Source organism: Dyadobacter arcticus (assembly GCF_011762185.1).
GTDB classification, from domain to species: domain Bacteria; phylum Bacteroidota; class Bacteroidia; order Cytophagales; family Spirosomataceae; genus Dyadobacter; species Dyadobacter arcticus.
On record NZ_JAASQJ010000001.1, the window covers coordinates 271,599 to 297,669 of the forward strand.

Sequence of the window (26,071 nt, forward strand, 5' to 3'; positions counted from 1 at the left end):
CGCCAAAATCCTTACAATACTATATCTATTAATCTGTAATGAAAATTGCAATCATCGGTTGTGGCAATATGGGAATGGCCTTCGCCAGGGCGTTCCTGAAATTTGACCTTGTTAAAAAAGAAGACTTTTTATTGGTTGAAAAAAGCACCGACCGTATGGAAAGTCTCACCAACTTTCAGCCAGGCGTATTGACTGGTATTATCGGACCTCAAATTGGTGAATACGATCTGATCATTCTGTCCGTAAAGCCGCAGGATTTCTTATCTGTCTCTGAAGCATTGAAAGCTGTTATAAAACCTACCCAGGTTGTATTGTCGATCATGGCCGGAATTACAATTGAGATTATTCAAAATGCATTGAACCACAATTCGGTGATCCGGGCCATGCCCAATACGCCCGCTATGCTAGGAATGGGCATCACTGCTTATTCTGCATCTCCCGAGGTGGATATGAATCAATTACGGAAAATCGAAAACTTGATTAATGCCACCGGACGCTCGGTGTTTTTGGAAGATGAAGATAAATTGAATGCGGTTACGGCCCTGAGCGGCAGCGGGCCTGCCTATTTCTTTTATGTTGTAAAGGCAATGATTGAGGCTGGGAAGCAAATGGGTTTTGAAGAATCGGTTGCTGCTTTGCTGGTGAAGCAGACCATGCTGGGATCTTATCATTTAATCAATACAGCTGACAAATCATTGGACGAATTGATCAATGCAGTCGCTTCGAAAGGAGGAACAACGGAAGCGGCATTGAGGCGATTTGAAGCCGGGCATTTGGATGATACATTAAAGGAAGGTATTCTCGCAGCACAAGTAAGGTCGACTGAATTATCAAAAGGTTAGAACATGAACACTTCATCAGATAAATTGGCAACGCTCGACATTGTTTTGAATGGATTAATGCGCCGCTACAAACAGCGGGTTCCGGATGTCAGCATTATTCTTGATTCGATGGTGCGTGAAGGAATCGTTGCAAATGCGGATCATATTGAAAATGATCACATTGCATTCCGTACCATGGGTGTTCCGCAATTGGGGGTGCAGTCTTTTGAAAAAATATTTCAGTACTACGGCTACGAAAAGCGCGATCATTATTTTTTCGAAGGTAAAAAGCTGGATGCCTGGTGGTATAGCCCTCCGCGGGAGACTGATCCCCGGATTTTCGTAAGCGAGTTGCGTGTAGGAGATCTTTCAGGAGAAAGCCAGCAAATCATCAGGAGCTATACCGATGAAGTAGCAACTGATCCGGTAGATTCTCTGGATTTAGACAATGGATTGGAAGTAGATGCATTTCTGCATCGGCCGCTTTGGCGCACTCCCTCAGTTTCAGATTATCAAACTTTGCTCAAAGAAAGCGAATATGCCGCCTGGGTGATCTACAACCGATATTATCTCAACCATTTCACCATCAGTGTCCACAACTTGCCGGAAGGATACAATACTGTGGCGCAATTCAATGACTTTTTGGAGAAAAATGGCATTAAGCTGAATACTTCGGGAGGGAAAATAAAAATTAGTCCGGATGGAGGCCTGTTGCAAAGTGCCACGGTAGCAGAAATGATCAATGCTGAATTTGCAAATGGAGAACATTTAAAAATCTCCGGCTCCTATGTTGAATTCGCGGAACGGAAAGTTTTACCAGAATTTAAAGACTTATCTGTCGAGGAAATTAAAAGAAAACACCGCAGGGATGGTTTCGAAGCCGCTAATGCTGACAAGATTTTTGAAAGTACTTACACGACGCAGACTTCGAGGTGATTTCAGGATATAAGTTCCGATTGTTCGAATAGTACATCTGGATCGAAATCCAGTGGAGCATCTATAAGCGCTCCATTGTAATCTTCCATTTTGGTGATATTTTCCCAGTATATGGTTTTGCCATCTGTTTTGGCGTTGACAAAGGTATCGGGTTGCAGTATTTTGTAAAACAGACTTTCTTTTTTCCCGAAATATTCCCCAAGAAATTCTCCCAAATCAATCACTCTTACCTTATCATCGCTCCATAGGATGCTGATAATGAAAGGGTCAATCGATAGTATCTCTTTAATTCTGGGATTCATCATTGCGTTCAGTTCTGCTAATGCCGTAAGTTAATTTCATATATTCAAAAAAATCAACATGACGACCTTGGTCAAAATCCCTTAATCCTTCTTCTATTTTAGCCTTGGTTTTCTCATCTTTAGCCTTGGTTTTCTCATCCAAACTCAACCAAAAATCTTCACCTTCGTCATCATTCATAGCCATATTACTTTAAAATCAATTGGTAAGACCACATTCACTCATTCAATCATTCACTCATTCCCGTTCCACGGCGGACTCATTCTCTCATTCCCCATCACTCGTTAACCAAAAAATGCACAATTCTGCAAGCATTCCCTACGCTCTCTTCATTTTTTTTTGAATCGATGGTTAAATGCAACCTATGTTTTCCAGCACTTAATTCGTCGGCTAACATCAGGTACCAGGGCAAATGCAATTGCGTGCTCCATTGGGTAAATAGGTCAAGCGTTTGCAGTTTTTTACCATCGATGGTATAGGTAAGTTTCCCAGCATCCGGCCCTGAAATGATCGCGATTCCCACACCGCGGCCTTTGAATTCCAGGTCAAAAGATGCGTTAGCCTGTTCAGCTACCAGCATTGGAACATTTACAAAACCCGGTCTGGTGGAAACTTTATCTGTTGGTTTCCAATCATTTACCAAAGTGAATTCCTTTAAATTCTTCGCTTCTCCCAATGCGTGGTAACTCGCTTTTTCATAGGGAAATTTATCGATTGGAGCTGGCAGGCTGACTTCTTTGGAAGGAGCCGCCTCCATTCTAAGCAATTCTTTTATAGTTTGGAAATAAACTTCCTGTCCGTACGGCGACGGATGGAGATCTTTAAAATCGTATTTCCAGTTAAACTCTCCTGCTTCGATTCTGTCGTAAACTTCCTTTGCCAGGTTAATGTAAGCCGCACCGTAATGTTTGGCAATTCTTTGATGGACTGAAACTTCAACTGGCTCCTTGCCTTTGTTGTAGTCCGCATTTTTAGCAGGTTCCGCAAACGCCATCAGAATTACATCTGCATTGGGGTTCTTTAAATACATTTGGCGGAGAATACCTTCCAGGCCTCGTATCTGCGCTTTTTCACTGAACCCATTTCCCCGATCATTCACAGCGGCTTCCACAAATAGCAAATCGGGCGTACCTTTTTCCAGAACGTCCCGGCTAAACCGGAATGCATGCGGTGTACTGCCCAACGATGGAATACCCGCTGCAATAAATGTGAATTCTGTTTCTGGAAAATGTTCCTCGAGGTATTGAGCTGTTTTATTACGCCAGCCTGGATTGTGTGTGATTGATCCGCCCAGAAATGCTACTGTACCTTTTTTTGCAGTTTTGAATTTTTCAAAAGCATGACCTAATCCCTTATTGGCCTCAATGTAAGGCTGATGAGATATCGGCTTCACAACCGGAACACTATGTTGCTCAATGAAATTGGCAAAGAATTCGGGATGCTCGATCGGGAAATGATGTCCTTCCAAAGTTTGCTCACCGCGGGTCATCGGATACACGCTGATCGGACCGCCTAAATCTTGATAGTTCTTTACTAGTATGTCGCTGTTTTCGGCGGGAGGAACAAGCTTGTCGGTTAAACCTATAACATGAACAATCGGAACCTTGAAAGACGCAAGTCCAGCCAGGTCATTGATGGGTATGTCCTTAAAATCGGCGATCTCATCCTCTTTTTTACCAAATAGTTTCAGCCATTTCGCCCAATCCTCATCCGAACCCTTACTCTTGCCTTTTCCACCGGGCCAACTTTTCGGATCACAAACCGGAGCCTCGGCATAAATACAGCTTACCTTATCTGGATTTCTTTTGGCCCAACCGTAAACATATAATCCTCCACGGCTCACGCCTTCCAAAGCTACTTTCGGCGCAAATTGCTTCTGCGTAACCAGGTAATCATAGAAATGATCCCAAACCTGCATCGCAATGGGATGTGCGAATAAATCATTGGTATTGACATAAGCAATATGAAAACCTCTGGAAAGTAAGATACTGTCCATTTCTGTGTGCCAAGTGGGGAAATGTGCCCGCCAAACCCACGGATTTCCAGCTATTGCTTTTTGTGGCTTAACATACCACGCATCTCTGTCTTCGAATTGGAATTCTACTTTTTCAAAACCTTTCCAGGATGTTGTTTTTTCCTGGGCTTGAGCCAGCAAAGAGGTATTTACTATCAAGAAAACCGCAATTGCAACGCACCTTAAATGTTTTGTCATCATTGTTTTCAAAGAAGTCTTTGGATAAAATTTACCGATAAGATCTATATGCCTGGTATGATATTTGATGGTTTTACTTTATAAACCAGACAACATTGACTTATGGATAAGATCGAAAAGTTCAAGACCATGGAGAAGATTCTTCGTGAAATAGAAGATTTGAAAAATAGTGAGACAGCCGTGATCAAGAAAATAGGTCAAATCGAGACAGAGAATATGAATGTCAATGTCGAGAATCTTGATAAAACCTTGAATGAAATTTACGACGGAGTATATAAAAATTTGGAGCTTGTTGAGGGACTGCAAACTTCGTTTACTGAAACGGTCGCAGATTTCAAAACCAAGAATAATATTACTGATGAGATGTTATTAGAATTAAGAGAGGCGTAGGATAACCAAGTAAAAAAGAAACATGACATGCCAAGTTTTGAAAACTTTGTAAGTCATGTTTCTTTTTTTACAACCCGGCATCATCAGAAGCGCCCATCGCAAGCGCTCCCCAATCCAGATTATCCCTTCCCTTAGCGATTGCGGAAATAAACCGATTGCGGATCAGGTCAGCCATCGGCATCGGCACATTGGAGTCAGATGCCGTTTTCAATGTCAAATTAATATCCTTCAATCCCAGTGGTAACCTGAAAGCAACTGGCTCATAAATATTGCTGGCTACTACTTTCCCATAATTCTGAAAAATTGGAGCCGCAAATAAGGTTTGGGTTAGCATTTCGTAAATACCCTGTCTTGAAATGCCATTTTTCTCTGCCAATGTAAAAGCTTCTCCCATCATTTCCAGACTTGCTGCAATCATGAAATTCCCTGCCAACTTTACCACATTTGCTGCACCCACTTCTTCCCCAAAATCGAAGATCCCTTTTACGAATGTTTGCAAAATCGGCTTCACACGTTCCTTCGCCGCCACATTTCCTGAAATGCAAATATTACCTATTCTGGCCTTAACAGCTTCCGGCCTCGCGAAAATGGGGGCTGAAACATAAGTGGCTTCATACCATTCATGAATTTGGCTAAGCTGCCTGGAAGTTTCAGGCGAAATGGTGCTCATGGAAATATGGATGCCGCCTTTCCCAAGCTTTTCAACCACTTCCATTGAGAAAATTTCCTCCAATGCCGCATCATCGGCCAGTACGGAAATGACAATACCACCTGGAATAATCGCGTCCATCGGCTCAGCGGCAACCTTTGCTCCAAGTATGGCAAGAGGTTCTGCTTTGGACTGCGTTCTGTTCCAAACTGTCAATTCGTATCCCGAATTGATCAGACTTTCGGCGATAGGCATACCCAGATTTCCCAAACCAAGAAATGAAATTTTTTCAGACATACGTCGAATATTTAAGTGATTTTAAACTTGTATGATCCCCACATTGAAAGGCTTTTCAATGGGCGACTGATCTGCGGCTTCTATACCCGCTGAAATAATGCGCCGCGTTTCCACAGGGTCAATGATGCCGTCTACCCAAAGTCGGGCTGCGGCATAATAAGGTGATAACTCCTGATTGTAGCGATCTGTAATCTGTTTAAGCAACTCATTCTCGGCTGCTTCGGTCAAGGTTTCTCCTTTCCCTTTCAATGTGGCAGTCTGTACTTGTAGAAGCGTTTTCGCTGCGGTAGCGCCGCTCATAACTGCCATTTGCGCGGTTGGCCAGGAGAATATCAATCTCGGATCGTACGCCTTTCCGCACATCGCATAATTACCTGCGCCATAAGAATTGCCGATGATAAATGTGAATTTGGGTACCACTGAATTGGCTACGGCATTGACCATTTTAGCCCCATCTTTTGTGATTCCACTTTGTTCTGCGCGGCTTCCCACCATAAAGCCCGTCACATCGTGAAAAAACAGGAGTGGGATTTTCTTTTGATTGCAATTCATAATAAAACGGGCTGCTTTATCGGCAGATTCTCCATAAATGACGCCGCCCATCTGCATTTCGCCTTTTCCGGATTTTACTATTTTCCGCTGATTGGCTACAATCCCTACTGCCCAGCCATCGACCCTGGCATAAGCGCAAATCAATGTTTTTCCATAATCCGGTTTATATTGGTCCAATTCAGAAGCGTCGACGATGCATTCTAAAATTGGAAGTACATCGTAAGGTTTGAGGCGATCGGTTGGCAGCAGGTTGTAAATTTCATCAGGATTTCGATTTGGTGTTAAAGCAATTTTCCGATCAAAACCCGCTGACATTGGTTTGCCGATTTTATCAATATGTCTTTTTATTGCGTCCAGGCATGACTTATCGTCAGGAAATTTGTTATCCGTCACGCCGGAAATTTCGCAATGCATGGTTGCCCCGCCCAGCGATTCAGCGTCTATATCTTCGCCTACTGAGGATTTAACCAAAAATGGCCCTGCCAGAAACAATGAGCCGGTTCCTTCCACAATAAAAGCTTCGTCCGACATAATAGGGAGATATGCACCACCAGCAACGCAGCTGCCCATGATTGCAGCAATCTGGACAATTCCCATTGCGGACATTTGCGCATTGTTCCTGAAAATCCTGCCAAAGTGCTCTTTATCAGCGAAAACCTCTGCCTGCATGGGAAGATACACGCCAGCGCTATCTACCAAATAAATGACAGGCAGCCGATTTTCCATTGCTATTTCCTGCGCGCGCAAATTTTTCTTGGCAGCAATCGGAAACCAGGCACCGGCTTTCACGGTCGCATCATTGGCGACGATCATACATTGCTTATTGGCCACATACCCAATTCCCACGACCACGCCCCCAGACGGGCAACCGCCTTCTTCCACATACATACCATCGCCTACGAAAGCCCCTATTTCCAGAAAGTATGATTCCGAATCAGTCAGGTAATTGATCCTTTCCCTGGCGGTTAATTTACCTTTTTTGTGCTGTGCCTCGATTTTTTTAATGCCTCCACCCAGTCTGACTTCTTCATATTTGGTCCTGAGTGTCTGGATTAGTTCCGGTAAGCTTTCCTGGCTGGTCATAGGGTTGCGATGAAGATGTGGAAGTGTTGTTGTCAAAAATAAAAAGTCGTTCACCGGTAAGCAAACGACTTGAATTTTTATTTGACGTGACCGTCTTGGTATGTCTTAATTGACTTTTGTAGCGGTATCTAACGTTGATTCCGAAGGACCTTTGTCTTTTTTACTAAAAACAGAAATGTTAATGTAGCGCTTTGGATGTTCCCTGAGGTTGGTCAGAAGCTTGTTGAGGCTTACAATAGTCCGGTCAATGTTGGTATAAAGTGTTTCATCTTTGATCAATTTCCCCGCAGTCCCTTTCCCCGATTCAACGCTGGCAAGAAGTGTATGCAATTCTCCAATTGTGCGGTTTGCGTTCTGAACTGTTTCTCCAAGCTTCAATGCACTCAGGGAATCGGCGAGTGTACCTGTTTTTGCCAGAAGCGGCTTCAATTCCTTCTCGGTTTCGATTAGTGAAGTGGATAGTTTGTTCAGGTTGGACGTCATCGCGAGCAGGTTACTTCTGTTCTCATCTAATAATCCCTGCAGATTACTTCCCGTTTGATTGTAATTCCTGAGTACCTGATTGAGGATCAATCCAGTTTCCTGAAATCCTGCCACAACCTGGCTCAGGTTTTTAATTAGTGAATCTGCGTGGGTTACCAGAGGCAACGCTTGTTCTTGCAAAACCGCTGAAATGCCTGATTCTTTGTTTGCAAGTAGGGTATCGCCGTCTTGCAATGTTGCCCCATTACCTAATGTTAAATGGATCACTTTTCCTCCCAGAAGGCCACCGTCAGCGAGTACTGCCGTTGTTCCCTTTGGAACAGCTACACCTTTTTGAACATCCAGCGAGACCAGCAAATGATTTTTGCGATTTTGCAATAACCTTATTTCCTGAACCCTTCCTACATTTAAACCATTGAGTAGCACTGGATTGGATGCTGTGAGACCATCAATATTATCGTAAACCACATAATATTTATAGGTTCTGGAAAAAACGTCAGAGCCTTTGAGGATGTGAAAGCCAAAATAGAGCATGACCATAGCCAAAATTGCCATGATCCCGACTTTTGCTTCTCTTGATATTTTCATGGACTAAAATTAATTGGTATTCACTATTTATCGATCCATATCTTTTTTATAGGCCGTAAACGCCTGGTGAATGGATTCGGCGACCTCAGTCTGTCCGTCGTCCGAACTAAGATAATCTTCCTCGTCAGGAGAGGACAAAAAACCCGTTTCTATCAAAACTGCGGGCATTGCACAGCGCCAAAGTACCAAAAATCCAGCCTGCTTCACACCCCGACTCTCCCGATCAGATACAGATTGGAATTTCTTTTCTATCAGATCAGCCAGACGGAGACTGCTTGAAATAAAAGCACTCTGATAATTGGCAAGCATGATGTGGGCTAAGGGGGAATTGGGATCAAAACCCTTATACTTCTGCTTATAGTTCGTTTCCTGCAAAATTACTGAGTTCTCCCTTCTCGCAACCTCGAGGTTACCTTCTGTTTTGTGCAAACCCATTACAAAGGTTTCCGTACCGTGAACTGTTTTGGATCGGGGGGTAGCATTGCAATGAATTGATATGAACAGATCGGCATTATTGCGATTTGCAAAAGCGGAGCGCTCCCCCAGTTCTATAAAAACATCTGTTGATCTGGTAAAAAGAACTTTAACCTCAGGTGTTTCTTCTTTAATTTTTCGCCCAAGTTCCAGGGCCACCTTCAATGCTACATCTTTTTCTTTTGTCGTACGCCCCCTCGTGCCAGGGTCCTTACCGCCGTGTCCGGCATCGATGACTACGGTATTAACTTTGCTGGAAGATTTAGAAGTATCCGGTTCTTGTCGGATTGCAAAAGAGAGGCTTATTAGCAGAAAACTTGCTGCAATTACTAATTTAAGAACTTTTAACATTATTTTTTTATTGGGGCGTAACTCGTTAGAGGTTTCTCTGCTAATTTTGAAATCGATATGCAAAAATACTCTATTTGTTAGAACTGAAAAGAAAGGCGATTATTATATCGTCCGTAGTTGTGGTGTTTCTCCTGTTCAGCACTTTAGCTTGCGTGCGGCAGGGCTCCAAGAGGTCCGGGAAAAATCAGGGAAAGCAGAATGTTTCAGCTTCTGAAAAGCAATCAGCGGATGCTCTTCTTAAAGCAAATCAAAAGGCTGGCACAGACACCTCAGGTACCGGTAAGGCAGGTACGTCCAATGCATCCTTCGCAAAAGGTGATACTTCTCTCATAAACAAAGGGTTAGCTTCCTCGGATTCAACCGCTGCTGATACCCTTTCTAATCCGGATGACCTTCAAAATGCAGTCGAATATACTGCAGAAGATTCTACCATTATGGACGCGGTTTTGAAACAAGTGCATTTGTACGGAAATGCAGAGGTTAACTATGGTACGATCAATTTAAAGGCAAACTACATCAGGCTCAACTGGGTCACCAATGAGGTGTATGCGATCGGAACTTATGATTCGACGGCAAAAAAAATGGCTGGCGAGCCCATCTTTCAGGATGGCGGCGAGACCTATAATACCAAAGAAATCAGGTACAATTTCCAGTCTAAAAAAGCGCTGATCCAGGGTATTGTAACGCAGGAAGGCGATGGCAATATCAGGGGTGAGAAAGTGAAGAAGGATGCGGAAGGCAACTTTTACATTCGTCATTCGATTTACACAACTTGTAACCTCACCCACCCGCATTACTTCATCAATGCGCCAAAGATAAAAATGGTCAACAAGAAACAGGTGATTTCCGGGCCTTTCAATCTTGTGATCAGCGACGTTCCGTTGCCTATTGCATTGCCATTTGGTTTTTTCCCTTTTCCAAAGAAAAAAGAAAGCGGTACCAGCGGTATCATTTTCCCGACTTATGGTGAGGAACCAAACGGACGAGGATTTTATCTTCGTGAAGGAGGCTATTACTTTGCGATCAGTGAATATGTCAATGCGATTGTTACAGGGCAGATTTACTCCACGGGAAGCTGGGGCTTGGGACTCCAATCCACTTATATAAGGCGTTACCAATACAGCGGAAATCTTGCTTTACGGTTTAACAAAAACAAGTCAAGTGATGAAGTTGACAGGCTTTTAGGACGTGGGGTAACCAATGATTTCAGCGTCATTTGGTCGCATGCACCTAAGGCGCGTGGGAATTCGACATTCTCCGCCAATGTGAATGTCAGCAGCAACAGTTACAACCAATTTCAGGAGTTTGACACACAAAAATACATTTCTAACGTAGCCAGCTCATCTGTTCAGTACAACCGGACTTTTGGTCAATATATGCGTGCGGCGGCCAGTTTGCGGGTTAACCAAAACTTTGGACAGGCCGATCCGAATGACGGGAATAAGCGGAAAGGTGGTAAAACAAACGTATCCTCAGATTTTAGTTTTGGCGTAAACCAAATTGCCCCATTTGCCCTGAAAGGCGGTAGAGGCCGCTGGTATGAAAGCTTCCGGCTTGGTCTTGATTTCAGCGGAAATTACACCTTAACTAACTCGCTGACTGCCATTGATACCACGTATAGCCGCTTGGGCTTTACCATTGCAAATGACATTGACACCACCCGCCTGAACACCACCAAAGTTGTTCCCTTCAACATAGGAAATCTTCCGGAAATGCTTAGGGATGCACAATTTACCGGCCGTTATAGCCTGCCAATTTCACTTCCTAACTTCAAGGTATTGCGTTTTGTTAACATTACGCCGAGCATATCGTTACAAGGCGAAGTTTTTACCAAACAATACAATTATTCAGTTAGCGAAGATAACCGGGTTACCATTGACACATTAAACCAGGCGGGAACACAGTATTCCTATAATTTTGGTGCAGGGATGAACACGCGTTTTTACGGGACTTTCTTCTTCGGAGGCAAACGTCTAGAAGCAATTCGCCATACAGTTATACCCTCACTATCATTCACTTACACGCCAGATTTCACGGGTGACGCTTTTGGCTTTTATCAAAAAATCAATGTGCTGAGTCGGGAGGGCGAAATTAAAGAATACTCTTTATCAAGGTTTCGTGGAGTCGGTTCCGGCGTTGGGAATGGACTGGCTTCCAGCGTTGTTTCGTTCAGTTTGAATAATTCTTTTGAAATGAAGCTGAAATCCAAAAGCGATACGGCTGCTGCCCAGTTTGAGAAAGTCTCTTTGCTGGACAATTTAAGTTTGGGCGGAAGTTATAACCTGCTGGCCGATTCACTCAATCTTTCGAACATCAACATTAATGCCAATGCACGTATTGGGCGGAACCTGAACCTGAATTTCAATATGAACCTGGATCCATATTCATACGAAGCAAATCCAAGGATATTGACCAATCAGGTCGGGAATAAGGTGAATAAATATGCCATCACCCAAGGGCAGGGGTTGGCCAATTTGCAAAGTCTGGGCTTTACATTGGGTACCAGCTTTTCGCCTAAAAGTTCGGACAAGGATAAAACGCCTCCCAATAATCCCAACAATCCTAATGCAAACAACTCGGCTGCTACCCAAGAACAACGGGAATTCGTTCAGCAAAATCCGGAATTGTACGTGGATTTCAACATTCCCTGGAACGTGTCGCTGAACTATAACTTCGGCCTGAGCAAACCGGGCCTTTCAAGAGCGACGCTCATCCAGGCTGTGCAGGCAACGGGGGATTTGAGCTTATCCAAAAATTTCAAGATCAGCATTAATACAGGATTTGACTTCACGGCTTTTTCTCCAACCATTACTTCCTTAACCTTATACCGCGATCTGCATTGCTGGGATATGAGTTTCAGCTGGACACCTTTTGCCGGTGCCGCTTCCCGGGTCAGTAACTACAATTTCACATTAAAAGTGAAATCTGCCATTCTGCAGGATTTGAAAGTGACCCGCCGCCGTTCATTCTACGACCGGTCTGCTTATTAACATCCCTTTATAAACAAAAAGGCCAGCCCTAAAAAGGACTGACCAGTGAAATGTCTTTGGCGAAATTACTTTGAGGAGGCCTTGGCAGCTTTTGGAACCACTTCGCCATTCAGGTATAAAGTAATTGAGCCGCCTTCTGTGTTACTAAAAACCGTAACTGGCTTGTTAAACGGACCCGAAGCAGCCGCATTAAAAGTAGCCTTAACAGAACCTGTCTTTCCTGGTAATACCGGGTCTTTTGACCAAACCGGAGTCGTACATCCGCAAGACACCGTAACATTGGAAAGAACAACGGGATCAGTGCCTGTATTAACGAATGTAAATTCATGCGTAACAGGAGTTCCTTGTGGCACCTTACCAAATTTGTGTGTTTCTTCTTTAAATTTCAAAACACCTTTTTGCGCAAAGCTAGCGGTGGTAAGGCCTACCAGAAGAACCAATGTCGAAAGAAATACTTTCATAACTGTAACTGTACATTTAGTGGTGAAACAAATAATTAGCAAACAAGATTAAGGCATAAAAACTAAATATAATAATCGTTAACCAATATTAACAGTGGTTGTAAAGTTGCAAACGCGAGTGCGGCACAATCATTTTCCTGCGTAACTTTGGCTTGCATTCAAAAAAATGTAATTTAACTACGGATTCATACCAGTAACTTTTGCTTATGCTTGAAAATGATAGTTTGACCGGTTCCAATGTGTTGACGAAGGAAAATATTACCAATGACTACCGTCTTGCGTGCGAGAGTCGACAGGTAAGTTTGCTGGGGCGAAAGGATACCATGGGCGGGAGATCTAAGTTTGGCATTTTTGGGGATGGTAAAGAAGTAGCTCAAATTGCACTTTCCCGGGCTTTTAAACAGGGTGATTTTCGATCCGGATATTATCGGGACCAGACGATCGAGGCAGCACTTGGAAATCTTACATGGCAGCAATTTTTTGCACAAATGTATGCCCATCCCGATCTGGCGCATGAGCCCAGTACAGGCGGGCGATCCATGAATGGTCATTTCTCGATCAGGTGGCTGGATGAAAACGGGGAGTGGCTTGATCAGACCAAATTATTCAATTCTGTTTGCGATATTTCATCCACTGCTGGCCAGATCCCCCGCGCCGTAGGATTGGCTTACGCTTCAAAATTATACCGCGAAAATAAGGAACTACATTACCTGGATACATTCTCCCGCCAGGGAAATGAAATAGTATTTGCGACTATTGGTGACGCTTCCACCTCACAGGGCATGTTCTGGGAGGCAATGAATGCAGCAGGCGTTTTACAGATCCCAATGCTAACTTCGGTATGGGACGATGGATATGGGATTTCGGTTCCAATTGAATATCAAACTACAAAAGGAAGCATTTCAAAAGCACTTGCTGGTTTTCAGCGTAATGAGGACGAGCCTGGTATCGAGGTGATCTCAGTGAGCGGTTGGGATTATCCTGCATTGATCGAAACGTATCAAAAAGCGGCAGATATGTGCCGGGAAGAGCACGTTCCCGTTGTTATTCACGTCACCGAACTCACACAGCCACAGGGTCATTCAACCTCCGGATCGCATGAACGTTACAAATCCAAGCAACGTCTTAATTGGGAAGTGGAACACGATTGCAATGTTCGTTTCCGTGATTGGATACTAAAAAACGGTTACGCAACGGACGAAGAGCTGGAACAAATTGAATCGGAATCGAAGGAAAAAGCTTCGCAGGCAAGAAACCAGGCCTGGCAAGCATATCGAAAAGACATTGATAAGGAATATCTGGAAACGATTCAGCTTATCCAGGAGACGGGGCGTGAAAGTAAATTTGCGAGTGAATTAAGTAATGTCGTTTTGGAGCTGTCCAAAACTTACTTGCCGGTTCGCAGAGATATGATTGCCAGCGTTCGTAAAGCGCTCCGGATTATTGGGAGAGAGGATAACATTCTAAAAGATACCTTAAAAGACTTTTTGAGTAGTCATTTGAAGGAAAATGTGGCCCGCTTCAATACACACCTTTACAGTGACACAGCCGATTCTCCAATGTTGGTGGAAGCCGTGGCGCCGGTTTTTTCAGAGGGTAGCCCGATGGTTGATGGCCGTGAAGTTATCCGCTCCTATTTCAATGCTCTTTTCGAACAAGATCCGAGAGTCGTGGCTTTGGGCGAAGACATTGGGATGATTGGAGATGTAAACCAGGGTTTTGCTGGACTTCAGGAAAAATATGGTGAATTAAGAATTACAGATACCGGTATTAGGGAAGCGACGATCATTGGTCAGGGAATAGGTTTGGCTATGCGCGGCCTGCGCCCGATTGTTGAGATCCAATACTTTGATTATATCTACTACGCACTGGCCACATTGACCGATGATCTGGCATCGCTTCGCTACCGAACAGCTGGCGGCCAAAAAGCCCCGGTGATTGTGCGAACCAGGGGACATCGGCTGGAAGGGATCTGGCATTCGGGATCTCCAATGGGGACGATGTTGAGCAGTTTACGTGGAATGCACGTGATTGTACCAAGAAATTTCACACAAGCAGCCGGTTTTTATAACACAATTATGAAAGGGGATGATCCTGCATTGATTGTTGAGCCCCTTAATTCCTACCGTCTGAAGGAAATACTTCCTGATAATATTGGTGAAATTTGCGTTCCGCTGGGCATTCCTGAAATAATTCGTGAAGGAAATGATATTACTATTGTGACTTATGGCTCCATGTGTCGTATAGTAATAGAGGCCGCTTCTCAGTTGCAAAATGTGGGCATTGACGTCGAAGTGATTGATGTGCAAACACTTTTGCCATTTGATATTAACAACAGTATTCTTGAATCCATTAAAAAGACCAGCCGGGTTGTATTTGCAGATGAAGATTTACCCGGCAGCGCATCAGCTTTTATGATGCAACAGGTTGTAGAAAAGCAGGATGCTTATCGCTGGCTTGACTCGGCCCCGGTAACCATTTCAGCAAAGGATCACCGTCCGCCATATGGGTCTGATGGTGATTATTTTTCGAAACCTAACATGGACGATATTTTTGAAACTGTTTATCGAATCATGCGTGAAGCAGAGCCCGAACATTTCCCGGAGCTGTTTTAACGTCATTGATTTTCATGTATCAAAAATTAGGAAAAAGAACTTTTGACATCATTTTAGCGGTAACAGGATTGACCATCCTGCTACCGCTTTTTATTTTAATCAGTCCTATTCTCTGGGTTCATTTCAAGGGAAAACCATTTTTTTGTCAGCCCAGGCCAGGTCTTCATGAAAAGGTCTTCACATTATTAAAATTCCGCTCGATACCAGAACATGTCACAGAATCTGGTGATTCCGCAATATCTGCAATTGGCAATTTCTTGAGAAAAACATCATTGGATGAATTGCCCCAGCTTTGGAATGTGCTGCGAGGAGATATGAGTTTTGTTGGTCCAAGACCACTGTTAACAGAATATCTCCCAATGTATAGTCCTTATCAACGTCTTCGTCACTCGGTGTTACCTGGCATAACTGGTTTAGCTCAGGTTAACGGACGAAATTCGATCGGCTGGGCTGAAAAATTCGAATACGATCTTCAATATGTTCAAAATCAATCCTTTTTACTAGACTTAAAAATCCTGTTTTTGACAATAGAAAGGATCATAACTCGGCGGGGGATTAATGACCCTGATAATGGCTACGTAAAGAAATTTCAAGGCTAATATACATGCAATGATACTATTTGGCGCAGGCGGTCACGCGAAGGTGGTCTTCAGTATTTTACACGCATGCAGAGAAACTGTGAAAGCAATTTTCGATGATGATATTTCAAAAAAGGGCCAGCAGGGATTCCATGAAAGCATTCCCTATGATCCATCCATTTTGTCAGAGGAACTAATTATCATTGCTATCGGCGATAATTTAGCCCGTTGCCAGGTATCTGAAAAGATTAATCATCGCTTTGGTAATGCTATACATCCGTCTTCTCATATTGATTCAAGTGTACGGATGAATGCGGGAATTGTTATTATGCACGCAGCCATCGTGCATGCTGGCTCCACAATCGGCAGCCATGTGATTATTAACACAGGAGCTATTGTAGAACATGATTGCGGGCTAGGGGATTTTGTTCACATAGCACCCGGGGCAATTATTTGCGGAAGTGTCTGGATTGGGGAGAAAACCTTGATCGGAGCAGGAACCATCATTCTTCCAAACATTAGAATTGGAAAAAACTGTATAATTGGAGCGGGTAGTGTGGTTACCAAAGACATTCCAGATAATGTTACCGTTTGCGGAAATCCGGCAAGACTAATAAAATTTTAGCACATACTATGAACCAAAGAATCTTTCTTTCTCCTCCGCACATGGGAGGAACGGAAATAAAATATATTAAGGAGGCATTCGACACAAATTGGATAGCCCCGACTGGTCCGAACATTAAGGCGTTCGAAAACGATCTGTGCGCCTATACTGGAAGCAGCTACGCAGTTGCGCTCTCATCCGGCACCGCTGCCATTCATCTGGCTTTGCTTGTTTTAGGTGTTGGCGAAGGTGATTTCGTTTTATGTCAGTCACTTACATTTGCCGCCAGTGCTAATCCCATCGTTTACGTGGGCGCTACCCCGGTTTTTATTGATAGCGAATCTTTAACATGGAACATTTGTCCCAATGCGCTTGAAGATGCAATTCAATTTTATGTACGAACAGGCAAAAAGCCCAAAGCTATTATCTGTGTTCATTTATATGGGATGCCGTGCCGACTCAATGAAATTTCGGCGATTTGTCGAAGGTATGGGATAGCTATAATTGAAGATGCAGCCGAAGCATTGGGATCAGTTTATAATGGAAAGCAACTGGGAACATTCGGTGACCTGGGCATTTTCTCGTTTAACGGAAATAAAATTATTACAACGTCTGGTGGAGGTGCGCTTATTTCAAACAATAAGTCGTATATCGAAAAAGCACTGTTCCTAGCTACTCAGGCAAGAGATACCGCCCCTCATTTCCAACATTCGGAGATAGGCTATAATTATCGGATGAGTAATGTTTGTGCTGGGATCGGGCGGGGTCAGATGAAAGTACTAGGTCAGCGAATAATTCAAAGGCGCGCCAATTTTAACTTATACAAAAATCTGTTACGGAAGATCCCAGGCATAAATTTTCAAGTGGAGTCCGCGGGATCGCTTTCCAATCGCTGGCTAACTACTATTATTTTACATGAAGACTTGGGAATTACCCCGGAAAATGTGCGATTAAATCTTGCTAGCCAGCAAATCGAATCCCGGCCTTTGTGGAAGCCGATGCATTTGCAGCCTATCTTCTCAAATGCGCCGTATTTTGGTAGCAATGTGAGCAAAGAACTTTATCAAACGGGCTTATGTCTGCCTTCGGGCTCCGATTTGCCCCAAGAAAAACTTTTAGACATATGTCTGCTTATTACTGGTATGGTCAAAAAATAAGGGCTGCGTGCGAATGACACAACAGCCCTGAAGGACCTCAGTATTTTACGTTTAAAGCACTTCTAGTTCAAACTGAAGTGGTGTAAATGGAGGTACCGAACCAAATCCGGAAGCCTTATATCCAAGAGGGGAAGGGAAAATGATAATAGCCTTTTCGGTTTTTCTCATTTTTTGAATCGCTGTATCAAACCCAGGAATAACACCGTTTGTGCCTGTCGTGACGTTAAGCGTTCCCTCATCAAACTTTTTGTCATTTAAGAATTTACCAACATATTTCACATTAACTGATTTCCCAGTTCCAATCAAGTCTCCGGTCGTAACCACATTTGTCCGAATGATGACTAAATTGTCACTAGTCCTCTCGGAAACTTTAAATTTTTTCATCAACAGAAATTCATCTATCTGCTGAATTTCCGTACGGGTTTTCAGAAACTCAACTTCAAGTCGGATTGGAGAATATGCTGGGATATTTACACGTTCGACATTGCCAAATGCCAGAAAGTAAGGCAATAAAAATGATGCTTTTTCACCTGTCCTCATTAGAAATATACCTCGCTCCAAACCCGCAAAACCGGTTGAATATCCTTGAGCAGGAAAAGTAAAAGCTGAATCTCCCGGAACGGATAAGACCTTTGCACCATTTAAAAGGTATCCTGTAAACTTCACCGTCGCTCCATCCCCCTTTTTCACACGCTCACCAGTAGGATTGGATTTACGGATAATGTAATAAAGTCCGGAGCTGTCCTTCACAACACTTGAGCCCAGGCTGTCTGTTTTAATATAAGCCTGAATAGCAGCTTCATTTTCGGTGATTTTCTGCTCATCCTGATTTCCATCCGAATCCATACACCCGGAGAGCCCAACAACCATTGCCAATAAAAAACAAAATACTAGATTAATACGCTTCATCTTTTCGATCACTTTCTAAACTAATAAAACTATATAACTTAACGGTAGACTCCTTCATTTAACCATTGGTTGCAATCCGGATTTTAAAACATTGATCTTCACATTTCTTTCGTAATAACTACAAAAAGAAGTTAATGGACATTCGTGGCATTTAGGATTTCTGGCAACGCAAATATAACGGCCATGAAGTATCAGCCAATGATGAGCCTTATGAACGAGATCTCGGGGAACATATTTTACCAATTCCCGTTCAACCGCCAGCGGAGTTTTGGCAGTAGAGGAAACCAAACCTAAGCGATGGGAAACTCTGAAAACGTGGGTGTCCACAGCCATCGCTGGCTGATTAAATATAACCGAGGCAATCACATTAGCCGTCTTACGCCCAACCCCAGGCAATTTTTTCAGTTCATCAACTGACGCTGGTATTTCAGAACCGAAGTTCTCCACAAGCATGCGGGCCATCCCTACCAGATGTTTACTTTTATTATTGGGATATGAGATGGACTTGATGTAGGTAAAAACCTCTTCTGCAGTCGAAAGAGCCAGCGCTTGTGGATCGGGAAAACGCTCAAACAAAGGAGGTGTTACGATGTTAACCCTTTTATCCGTACACTGTGCTGAAAGAATTACTGAAACCAGCAATTGATATGGATCAACATAATTCAACTCGGTCTGGGGTTCGGGAAAATGTTGGGTAAAATAATTCAGAAATAAACTGAAACGTTCTTTTCTCTTCATGAATGGTGCTATCAGTTCAAAGAATCCTTCTTAAAGTAGGATATCAGAATGATGTCAGTGGAGCGATTTATTACTTTTGAATAATGGAAAAACCAGCCACTCAATGAATGGCTGGCAAAAAAAACTGTCGCTTTCTACTAATACAAAAGAGCGGCAGGTCTCTTAGAAGTGAATTGTCTTGAATATTTGAAAACTTCCGTAATCGTCCTTTCAGATGGATTACGTCTAATTTTGTTCATCTGATTCTGTATTTCGAGCGAATCAAGATAGAAATTCATCAGGTTGTCGTCAAGCGCAAGAGCTTCGACAATCAGTTCATTTTCATTCGCTGTTGTCTCGGCATATAAATACCTTACAACATCATCGTAGGTAAAAGTTTTTGTCATACTGTGGGGCACGTTGGTTAAATTGTTTACGCAGATTTATCAACGCGTAACGCATTCTTCCCAATGCCGTATTAATACTCACACCTGTCGCATCCGCAATTTCCTGAAAGCTCATGTCCTCATAATGGCGCATGATCAGCACTTGCTTCTGAACATCAGGTAACCGCTGGATCATCTCCCGCAGTTGCTCATGTGTCTCCTGACGAATCTGGATCGACTCAACGGAATCTTCCGAAAAATCAAGTGTATTAAAAACACTGCTTCCATCTTCGAACACTACATTGGGGTAGCGTTTATCGCGTCTGAAATAATCAATGGCGAGGTTGTGTGCGATCCGTATAATCCATGGCAAAAACTTGCCTTCATCATTATATCTACCACCTTTTATCGTGTCAACTGCTTTTATGAATGTATCCTGCAACAAATCCTCGGCTACATACTGGTCTTTGACAATTAGATAAATAGTGGTGTATATTCTTGATTTGTGACGTTGAACTAGCTTTTCAAATGCTTTCTCATTACCACGGACATACAATGTTACCAACTCACTGTCGCTAACTTGGACTTTCTCCATTTTACTATTCGATTTAGTTAACGTAGAGCGGTTCGTCGATATTGTTTCTCCTTTCTGTCTGGTGAAAATTTGGAAGTAATTATCTGTATTTCGAATTATACGAATCAAAGAAATGGATTTGAGAAATAATTTGCAAATCTTTCGGTTTCTTTTTTTTACAAAATATTTATTATTAACACATGTTAACAACAAAGGCTTTTTTTGGGAATATTTTGACCTCAATAACCTTTGCTGTCCTTTTAGAAATAAATAATTGAACTTATCAAATAAACATACGCTAAAACAGGCCTAATCAGATCACTCAAAGTATTGTATTTATATCATTTAATTTTTCAAGGATAATTTAATTTTTTTTATAATTATTGAACTTTTTCTAGAATGAAGTATAAGCATATTTTTTTTGATTTGGATCATACCCTATGGGATTTCGACAAAAATTCGTCAGAATCGTTGGAAGAAATTTTCTATCAACTAACCCTAGATCAATATGGAATAGGCTCCTTCGATGGATTTGTACGATCATTTCTAAAAATAAATACTTCCTTATGGGAGGGTTTTGATCAGGGAAAACTACACCATACCTATATACGCGAAAATAGATTCAAAATGGTTTTCGAAGAGCTAGGGGTAGATTGCCCTCCAAATCATATCGAAATCGGGGAATTGTATATTCGGACTTTACCGGATAAAAAGCATTTGCTTGAAGGGGCTCTTGATCTTCTGAATCACATTTTTTCAAGCGGCTATCGCATGCACATTATCACAAATGGTTTCAATGGAATGCAGGCCAGAAAAATCGCCAGTTCAGAGATTGGCCATTTCTTTGATAACATTATCACATTTGAAACTGCCCAGGCAAAAAAACCTGATCCGGCAATTTTTGAATTTGCTCTAGACATTGCAAATGCAACGCGACAAGAAAGCATTATGGTTGGGGATAATTGGGTGGCAGATATTTTGGGTGCGAAAAAAGTTGGGCTGGATACTGCATATTTTAATCCGGCTAGACTAAAATTTGATGAATCCCCAACTTATGATATCCAGCGCCTAGAAGAACTAATGCATATTTTTTGAATCAATATGCAAAAAGCACCGGATTTAGTTCGCTATCGGCTGCGCCACCTACGGGTTTAGATAACAACCACGTTTCCCAGTCAGCGTGCTGGTACTCATTACGGGGTTGAACAATTTTCTGTTCCTGATCCATATAGATCATCGTCATAACTTTGCGCGGGCGACCTGAGCTATTGGGACCTGCCCGGTGAAACAGCCATCCTGCATGAAAACTAACCTCTCCCAAATCGAACGGTGCCTCACTTACCTCGAATTGCTTTAATTGAGTTGCCATGATTGCCTCACTTTCATCACTTATTTCAAGATCGCGGCCAATCTCCACATGATGGCTTTTTTCAGCAAAAGCAAGTGGCCCCATTTCCATTTCCGTTTTCTGCAATGGAATCCAAACTGTGACGGTCTTGGGAGATGACAAAGGCCAATAAAATTGATCTGCATGCCATGGTGTAATTCCGCCGGAAGATTCTTTATAAAGAGCCTGATCATGATAAAGCCTTACGCCATTAACTTGTAAAAGGTCAGCAGCAATTTTTGCCAGCCTCGCCGAAAAAACAAAATCCTTTACCTCGTCGCTTTCCCTCCAAAGGTTCATTACCTGAAGAAACGCACGCTCATAGGTCGTCCGCTCTTCCATCGGTTTCGTTAGTTTGTTTAAACTAAAAACCAGATCAGTTATGACTGAATCGTAGTGCGAGAGCAATTCCGCACTGAGAACATCTTTGAGCTTTACATAACCATAGGTATTAAAATGCTCAACAGCCCCTTCGGGTAGAACAAATGGCTTAGAAAGCTCACTTTGAAGAAATTCGGTATTTAAGTAAGTCATTTTAGTAGAGCTTAAAACAAAAAAAGAATTTGAGTTCCCAAAACTACCTGCCTATTCACTTTCACTAAAAGCAATTTTTTTCTCCCGAAGAAATTGCTTGATCACGGTCACATGGACACATTGACCTACATTTAGAAATGGAAAATTAGAAACCCGTCTTCTGTACCCCTCAGAAATAACCTCCTTATTAACCTGATCAAATCCCAGGTGCAGATGCCTTGTGGCGCTTTGCATACCATAAATAATGCCATTCTGGTCAAAAAGAGGACCGCCACTCTGACCTCTCAGTCCAGGCGTGCTCATTTCAATCCCAGTTACTTCATTTGCTTCACCAATATGACGCGTAATAATGCCATCAATTGGGAAGCTTGGTGTTTTCACCCTTCCTTCCTTTACCCATTCAATGTCACCAGTATTTTTATTGTAGCGGTAATTAGTGAATTCAGGAAAAGGATAACCGAGTCGGCACAGGTATCTGCCCTGTTTAACCATACGCGAATCTTTCAAAAAGCGGGCACTGCTTTGATATAGTTTGGTTTCAAAATCATGAAACTGAATGATGGAAAGGTCCTGAGTTGGATGTAAATGGATGGTCAGGCCTTTGTAGGATTGTACGCATTGAATGAAATTAAAAAGAATGCGTATCGGATTATCGCCGGTAATTTTATACTTGGATTCTAACAGTTGTCTCTGGGTTTCGTAACCAGGATCTTTTTCGAATTTTCTTAATTCTCCTTTAAATTTCAGGTAGTTCTCATAAATGGATTGCGCATGCAAAATCTGTTTTGCAACATGTTTACAGGTTACGGCAAACCCATCTTCATTTACAAAAAACAAGGTAGCAGTGCCTGGAACGATGTCGCTGCCGGTGTAGTAGCGAAAAATAAAGTGGATTGGACGTGTGAACTGATCTACTTTTTCAATTGCGTCGACGAACATAAACGGGAGGAGAAAGCCTGTGGCAACTATTTTTTAATGAATGGGACCAAGGCCTCCGTTTGGTCCCAGCTTAAAATCATATTCACTCCATTTGGTAATTCTTCAAAATAAATTTCAAAAAGCTCCTGCACCGACGGCCTGATCCGAATAGGGACTTCAACCCTCAAAATATCTTTACCGTCGTTATATTCTGTACCCCACTGTCCCGTCTCCGCATTTAGGATGACTTTCCAGCTGCTTTGCCCGGGGACAGAATACAGCGAATATGTTCCTGCTTTGACCGTTTTACCTGATAACAAAACCTCTTCGCCTATTTCAATCAAGGTAGCTTCATTGGCACCGGTGCGCCAAACTTTTCCGTAGGGAAGTAGTGCCTTATCCTGTTGCCTTCCAAAGATCAACCGTCCCTTTTTACCAGGTTTGCTATAAATGACTTTGATTTTAATTCCATTCTCAGATGTCTCCGCAATGGCCTCCGGGCTGAACGATTTTGTATATTTTCTAACCCCAAAAAAGCCAACTACAAATATTATTATGACACCTAAAATAACGAGAAGAATTTTTTTCATATGTCAAGGGCAAACGATTTTGTAAAAGGTATAGCTAATCGAAAGCCTAACGTAGTAATAATTATCTTTCAAGGAAGGATCACCCTGAATTTTATCTGTAGAAACTGGTTCTCCGCCCAGATTATCCAGATAATCTGTAAAAGTTTTCCTTGTCCCATATTCTAACCCAATGTTCCAGGGACGCCTAATCTGATATTTAATTCCAACCCCATAAGGAAGTACAAAAGTGCTTGTTTTATAAGGACTTGTCTGAACATTAGGGTTAAACTTCGAATAACCGATGCCGCCAAATAAATAAGGACTCCAATTTACCGCAAATCTCCGTTCCTGAAAATTAAGGAAGTTGTACTCCGCCACAGCGCTGCCTTCCAGGATTGTTGTCCTGAATGACATGTTTCTGACCCTTTGAAACGGATCTTTACTTGACTTATCATCTGCACCAATAATCCCTCCTGCCACTTCTGCACGTAAAGACAATGCCTGATTTGGGTTAAAACGAAAAAAAAGGCTTCCTCCCGGTTTGAAAAAGCGCATTCTCAAAGTAGGCGAAATATCCCCTCTGTAATTGAATCCTCCAACGCCGGCACCCAACTCAATTTTTTGAGCGTAAACGAAACCATTACCCGCCATTAAAAAATAAATACCTGCCACTATTGAAAGGAGCAAGTATCTACTATTCAAATTTCTAAAAACGTACTTCAATGGTTTTTCAAATTACTTAAGTGGAGGACATTTGATTTGTGAAGGCAGCATGTAATTGATATGGATCATGCCGAAAAGGTAGTTGTCTGTATAAGTCGGGCTGTTTCCTCTTGCCGTCCCTGGCGCTGCAAATCCCGTTGTTGGCAGGGCTGCCAAAGGATCATTAGTTTCCAGGCTATAATTAACCACCAAAAATTTCTTTAAGGATTCGGTCCTGTCAGCACCTTTTCTTACCGCAAGCTGATTTGTTGATCTGTTAGAGAGTGCAAGCGCTAATGGATCATCAGCAAATAATGCCGGATCTGCATAGTTCCCATGTGCGTCATCAAGATAATCTGTAAACGTTTTCCTAAAACCAAGTTCAGCGGACACATCAAATCTTGAGTTTATTTTATACCTCACTCCAATCCCGATTGGGATAGCAAACTGGACGAGCGAATAGGGTTTCGCGTAACCTTCGTTTCCCTGCCCTTCTGTACCAAGTGGCTGCAATTTAACCCAATCCCCTTTTAAAGAATCTAATGCTTTCGGATTATGAGCGGTTAACGCAATGCCTGCGAAAACATATGTCCCGAATTGAGGACGTCGGTCATAGCTTCGGTTATCCGGCGTGAGTTTAAATATCCCCTGGATAGAAAACTCTTTCAAATCATTGCGAAAATGGAGGTTTCTGGCGTAAAAAACATTGGACTCATATTTGGAACTACGATTCGAAATGTAATCATCGCCGGCAATTCTAGCATATGTAAAACTGGCTCTGGCAGCCAATCTTGGCGTAAAATGGCGAGTATAGTTACCACCCGCACTCCAACGCATCATATAAAAAATAGAGGAAAAAGGTCTTCTGTAAGGTGCGAAATCTCCAAAGTAGCTGGAAGTCCCAATGCCGGCTCCCACTGTCGAATAGGGGACAAAGATACCGCGACTTTGTGCTTGTGAATCCGTATTTGTCAATAATAACCCAAAAGTCAAGATCAATGTCAGCGCTCCGGTTACACTTTTCAATTCAAAATTTTTACGCATTTGAGATCGATTTTTTTGCAAAAATAGAATAGTTGTTGGTTTTCTTCAGGTTGTATCTCCTTTTGAACGTATTTACCCAAAATTTATTTGTAGCGCCAATTTTTTTTAGCCGTAACAAAACTTCATTATCATTGCGTACCAAATAAGGAACATTATGATCACGGCCAGCAATCTTCGCTTTTCATACTCCTCTTTGAAAAAATTCGATTTTCCTGATATTAGTTGTAAAGACAAAGAAGCGCTCCTCATCCTTGGTCAATCAGGAAAAGGAAAAACAACATTGCTTCATCTGCTTGCGCTTCTTCTAAAACCTGATTCCGGTGAAATTCTGATTGCAGGCAAACTGGCTAATAGCCTTTCTCCTGAGCTTGCTACCCGAGTCAGGGCAAAACATATTGGCATTATTTATCAGCGTCCACACTTTGTAAGTTCCTTATCTGTAATAGACAATATTTTGCTTTCCAATTATTTGGCAAATCAAAAGCAGGATAGGGCAAAGGCTATTTATCTGGCGCAAGAATTAGGCTTTGCAGAGCATTTATCAAAGAAAACAACCCAATTAAGCCAGGGTGAGCAGCAAAGGGTTAGCATTGCGCGCTCTTTGATGAATGATCCAAATGTCATACTAGCCGACGAACCTACTTCCAGTCTTGACGACAGCAATTGCGAAAAGGTCATCAATCTGCTGAAACGCCAATCAGCATCAATTGGGGCGAGTTTGGTAGTGGTGACACACGACCAGCGTTTAAAAGACGAATTCTCCAACCGGGTGACTTTATGAATAGATTAT

27 protein-coding genes are annotated in these 26,071 nt (G+C 42.5%); 10 read left to right on the forward strand and 17 right to left on the reverse strand.

The window, feature by feature from the left end:
- Positions 1–38 precede the first annotated feature (38 nt).
- Together proC and FHS68_RS01220 are read left to right on the forward strand one after the other, a co-directional pair.
- Positions 39–842 (forward strand): pyrroline-5-carboxylate reductase, encoded by an 804-nt coding sequence (proC, locus tag FHS68_RS01215; protein WP_167266433.1) that lies wholly within the window; start codon positions 39–41, stop codon positions 840–842.
- A 3-nt stretch (positions 843–845) separates the two neighbouring features.
- Positions 846–1,757 carry a DUF1338 domain-containing protein gene (locus FHS68_RS01220; protein WP_167266436.1) on the forward strand — a complete coding sequence of 304 codons (912 nt, stop codon included), beginning with the start codon at positions 846–848 and terminating at the stop codon, positions 1,755–1,757.
- Between the two features lie 2 nt (positions 1,758–1,759).
- On the opposite strand, the gene FHS68_RS01225 is transcribed toward FHS68_RS01220, so the two are convergent.
- The 3 genes from FHS68_RS01225 to FHS68_RS01235 all read right to left on the reverse strand — a co-directional run bounded on the left by FHS68_RS01225 (position 1,760) and on the right by FHS68_RS01235 (position 4,272).
- Positions 1,760–2,062, reverse strand: a complete 303-nt coding sequence (locus FHS68_RS01225; protein WP_167266438.1) for a hypothetical protein — start codon at positions 2,060–2,062, stop codon at positions 1,760–1,762.
- Positions 2,043–2,237: a hypothetical protein gene (locus tag FHS68_RS01230; RefSeq protein WP_167266441.1), complete on the reverse strand. Its 195-nt coding sequence runs from the start codon at positions 2,235–2,237 to the stop codon at positions 2,043–2,045. The genes FHS68_RS01225 and FHS68_RS01230 overlap by 20 nt, the downstream gene beginning before the upstream one ends.
- A gap of 97 nt (positions 2,238–2,334) precedes the next feature.
- The gene (locus FHS68_RS01235) at positions 2,335–4,272 is read right to left on the reverse strand and encodes an SGNH/GDSL hydrolase family protein (protein WP_167266444.1); all 1,938 of its coding nucleotides are present in this window, start codon (positions 4,270–4,272) and stop codon (positions 2,335–2,337) included.
- Positions 4,273–4,371: 99 nt separating this feature from the next.
- Between FHS68_RS01235 and FHS68_RS01240 the strand changes: the two genes are divergently transcribed.
- Positions 4,372–4,659 carry a hypothetical protein gene (locus tag FHS68_RS01240; RefSeq protein WP_167266447.1) on the forward strand — a complete coding sequence of 96 codons (288 nt, stop codon included), beginning with the start codon at positions 4,372–4,374 and terminating at the stop codon, positions 4,657–4,659.
- Positions 4,660–4,726: 67 nt separating this feature from the next.
- Here the strand turns inward: FHS68_RS01240 and FHS68_RS01245 are convergent, their stop codons facing one another.
- The 4 genes from FHS68_RS01245 to FHS68_RS01260 all read right to left on the reverse strand — a co-directional run bounded on the left by FHS68_RS01245 (position 4,727) and on the right by FHS68_RS01260 (position 9,136).
- On the reverse strand, positions 4,727–5,605 hold the full coding sequence (locus FHS68_RS01245) for an NAD(P)-dependent oxidoreductase (RefSeq protein WP_167266449.1): 879 nt from the start codon (positions 5,603–5,605) through the stop codon (positions 4,727–4,729).
- A gap of 21 nt (positions 5,606–5,626) precedes the next feature.
- Positions 5,627–7,240, reverse strand: coding sequence for an acyl-CoA carboxylase subunit beta (locus FHS68_RS01250; protein ID WP_167266452.1), 1,614 nt, complete (start codon positions 7,238–7,240; stop codon positions 5,627–5,629).
- Positions 7,241–7,345: 105 nt separating this feature from the next.
- Positions 7,346–8,311 carry an MlaD family protein gene (locus FHS68_RS01255; protein ID WP_167266455.1) on the reverse strand — a complete coding sequence of 322 codons (966 nt, stop codon included), beginning with the start codon at positions 8,309–8,311 and terminating at the stop codon, positions 7,346–7,348.
- Between the two features lie 27 nt (positions 8,312–8,338).
- Positions 8,339–9,136, reverse strand: coding sequence for an N-acetylmuramoyl-L-alanine amidase family protein (locus tag FHS68_RS01260; RefSeq protein ID WP_167266457.1), 798 nt, complete (start codon positions 9,134–9,136; stop codon positions 8,339–8,341).
- Between the two features lie 74 nt (positions 9,137–9,210).
- Here FHS68_RS01260 and FHS68_RS01265 point away from each other — a divergent pair, with 74 nt between their 5' ends.
- On the forward strand, positions 9,211–12,126 hold the full coding sequence (locus tag FHS68_RS01265; RefSeq protein ID WP_167266460.1) for a putative LPS assembly protein LptD: 2,916 nt from the start codon (positions 9,211–9,213) through the stop codon (positions 12,124–12,126).
- 65 nt (positions 12,127–12,191) lie between these two features.
- Here the strand turns inward: FHS68_RS01265 and FHS68_RS01270 are convergent, their stop codons facing one another.
- Positions 12,192–12,587 (reverse strand): DUF1573 domain-containing protein, encoded by a 396-nt coding sequence (locus tag FHS68_RS01270; protein WP_167266463.1) that lies wholly within the window; start codon positions 12,585–12,587, stop codon positions 12,192–12,194.
- 206 nt (positions 12,588–12,793) lie between these two features.
- On the opposite strand from FHS68_RS01270, the gene FHS68_RS01275 reads away from it, so the two are divergent.
- From FHS68_RS01275 to FHS68_RS01290, 4 genes are read left to right on the forward strand one after another with little or no spacing between them, the layout of a single operon-like run.
- Complete coding sequence (locus FHS68_RS01275) at positions 12,794–15,202, forward strand: thiamine pyrophosphate-dependent enzyme (protein ID WP_167266466.1); 2,409 nt, start codon at positions 12,794–12,796, stop codon at positions 15,200–15,202.
- A 14-nt stretch (positions 15,203–15,216) separates the two neighbouring features.
- Entirely contained in the window at positions 15,217–15,801 is a 585-nt protein-coding gene (locus tag FHS68_RS01280) for a sugar transferase (RefSeq protein ID WP_167266469.1), read from the forward strand.
- A 10-nt stretch (positions 15,802–15,811) separates the two neighbouring features.
- Positions 15,812–16,405, forward strand: coding sequence for an acetyltransferase (locus tag FHS68_RS01285; RefSeq protein WP_167266470.1), 594 nt, complete (start codon positions 15,812–15,814; stop codon positions 16,403–16,405).
- Positions 16,406–16,413: 8 nt separating this feature from the next.
- Positions 16,414–17,541 (forward strand): DegT/DnrJ/EryC1/StrS family aminotransferase, encoded by a 1,128-nt coding sequence (locus tag FHS68_RS01290; RefSeq protein ID WP_167266473.1) that lies wholly within the window; start codon positions 16,414–16,416, stop codon positions 17,539–17,541.
- 51 nt (positions 17,542–17,592) lie between these two features.
- Here FHS68_RS01290 and FHS68_RS01295 read toward each other — a convergent pair whose 3' ends face one another.
- The 4 genes from FHS68_RS01295 to FHS68_RS01310 form a co-directional block, all read right to left on the reverse strand.
- Complete coding sequence (locus FHS68_RS01295) at positions 17,593–18,450, reverse strand: FKBP-type peptidyl-prolyl cis-trans isomerase (protein ID WP_167266475.1); 858 nt, start codon at positions 18,448–18,450, stop codon at positions 17,593–17,595.
- 54 nt (positions 18,451–18,504) lie between these two features.
- Positions 18,505–19,188: an endonuclease III gene (gene nth / locus FHS68_RS01300; protein WP_167266478.1), complete on the reverse strand. Its 684-nt coding sequence runs from the start codon at positions 19,186–19,188 to the stop codon at positions 18,505–18,507.
- A gap of 137 nt (positions 19,189–19,325) precedes the next feature.
- Complete coding sequence (locus FHS68_RS01305; protein ID WP_167266480.1) at positions 19,326–19,574, reverse strand: hypothetical protein; 249 nt, start codon at positions 19,572–19,574, stop codon at positions 19,326–19,328.
- On the reverse strand, positions 19,549–20,148 hold the full coding sequence (locus tag FHS68_RS01310) for an RNA polymerase sigma factor (RefSeq protein WP_138368148.1): 600 nt from the start codon (positions 20,146–20,148) through the stop codon (positions 19,549–19,551). The genes FHS68_RS01305 and FHS68_RS01310 overlap by 26 nt, the downstream gene beginning before the upstream one ends.
- Positions 20,149–20,526: 378 nt before the next feature.
- Here FHS68_RS01310 and FHS68_RS01315 point away from each other — a divergent pair, with 378 nt between their 5' ends.
- Positions 20,527–21,222, forward strand: coding sequence for a YjjG family noncanonical pyrimidine nucleotidase (locus FHS68_RS01315; protein ID WP_167266483.1), 696 nt, complete (start codon positions 20,527–20,529; stop codon positions 21,220–21,222).
- A gap of 1 nt (position 21,223) precedes the next feature.
- Here the strand turns inward: FHS68_RS01315 and FHS68_RS01320 are convergent, their stop codons facing one another.
- Genes FHS68_RS01320 through FHS68_RS01340 form a run of 5 tightly spaced genes read right to left on the reverse strand, consistent with a single transcriptional unit; the run spans position 21,224 to position 25,281 of the window.
- The gene (locus tag FHS68_RS01320) at positions 21,224–22,048 is read right to left on the reverse strand and encodes a phytanoyl-CoA dioxygenase family protein (protein WP_167266485.1); all 825 of its coding nucleotides are present in this window, start codon (positions 22,046–22,048) and stop codon (positions 21,224–21,226) included.
- 51 nt (positions 22,049–22,099) lie between these two features.
- The gene (locus tag FHS68_RS01325; RefSeq protein ID WP_167266488.1) at positions 22,100–22,987 is read right to left on the reverse strand and encodes a trypsin-like peptidase domain-containing protein; all 888 of its coding nucleotides are present in this window, start codon (positions 22,985–22,987) and stop codon (positions 22,100–22,102) included.
- A gap of 26 nt (positions 22,988–23,013) precedes the next feature.
- The gene (locus FHS68_RS01330; protein WP_167266490.1) at positions 23,014–23,556 is read right to left on the reverse strand and encodes a DUF2911 domain-containing protein; all 543 of its coding nucleotides are present in this window, start codon (positions 23,554–23,556) and stop codon (positions 23,014–23,016) included.
- 3 nt (positions 23,557–23,559) lie between these two features.
- On the reverse strand, positions 23,560–24,222 hold the full coding sequence (gene porG, locus FHS68_RS01335; protein ID WP_229211734.1) for a type IX secretion system protein PorG: 663 nt from the start codon (positions 24,220–24,222) through the stop codon (positions 23,560–23,562).
- A gap of 48 nt (positions 24,223–24,270) precedes the next feature.
- Positions 24,271–25,281, reverse strand: coding sequence for a DUF6089 family protein (locus FHS68_RS01340; protein ID WP_229211735.1), 1,011 nt, complete (start codon positions 25,279–25,281; stop codon positions 24,271–24,273).
- Between the two features lie 154 nt (positions 25,282–25,435).
- On the opposite strand from FHS68_RS01340, the gene FHS68_RS01345 reads away from it, so the two are divergent.
- Positions 25,436–26,062, forward strand: coding sequence for an ABC transporter ATP-binding protein (locus tag FHS68_RS01345; protein ID WP_167266493.1), 627 nt, complete (start codon positions 25,436–25,438; stop codon positions 26,060–26,062).
- The last annotated feature ends 9 nt before the right edge of the window (positions 26,063–26,071 follow it).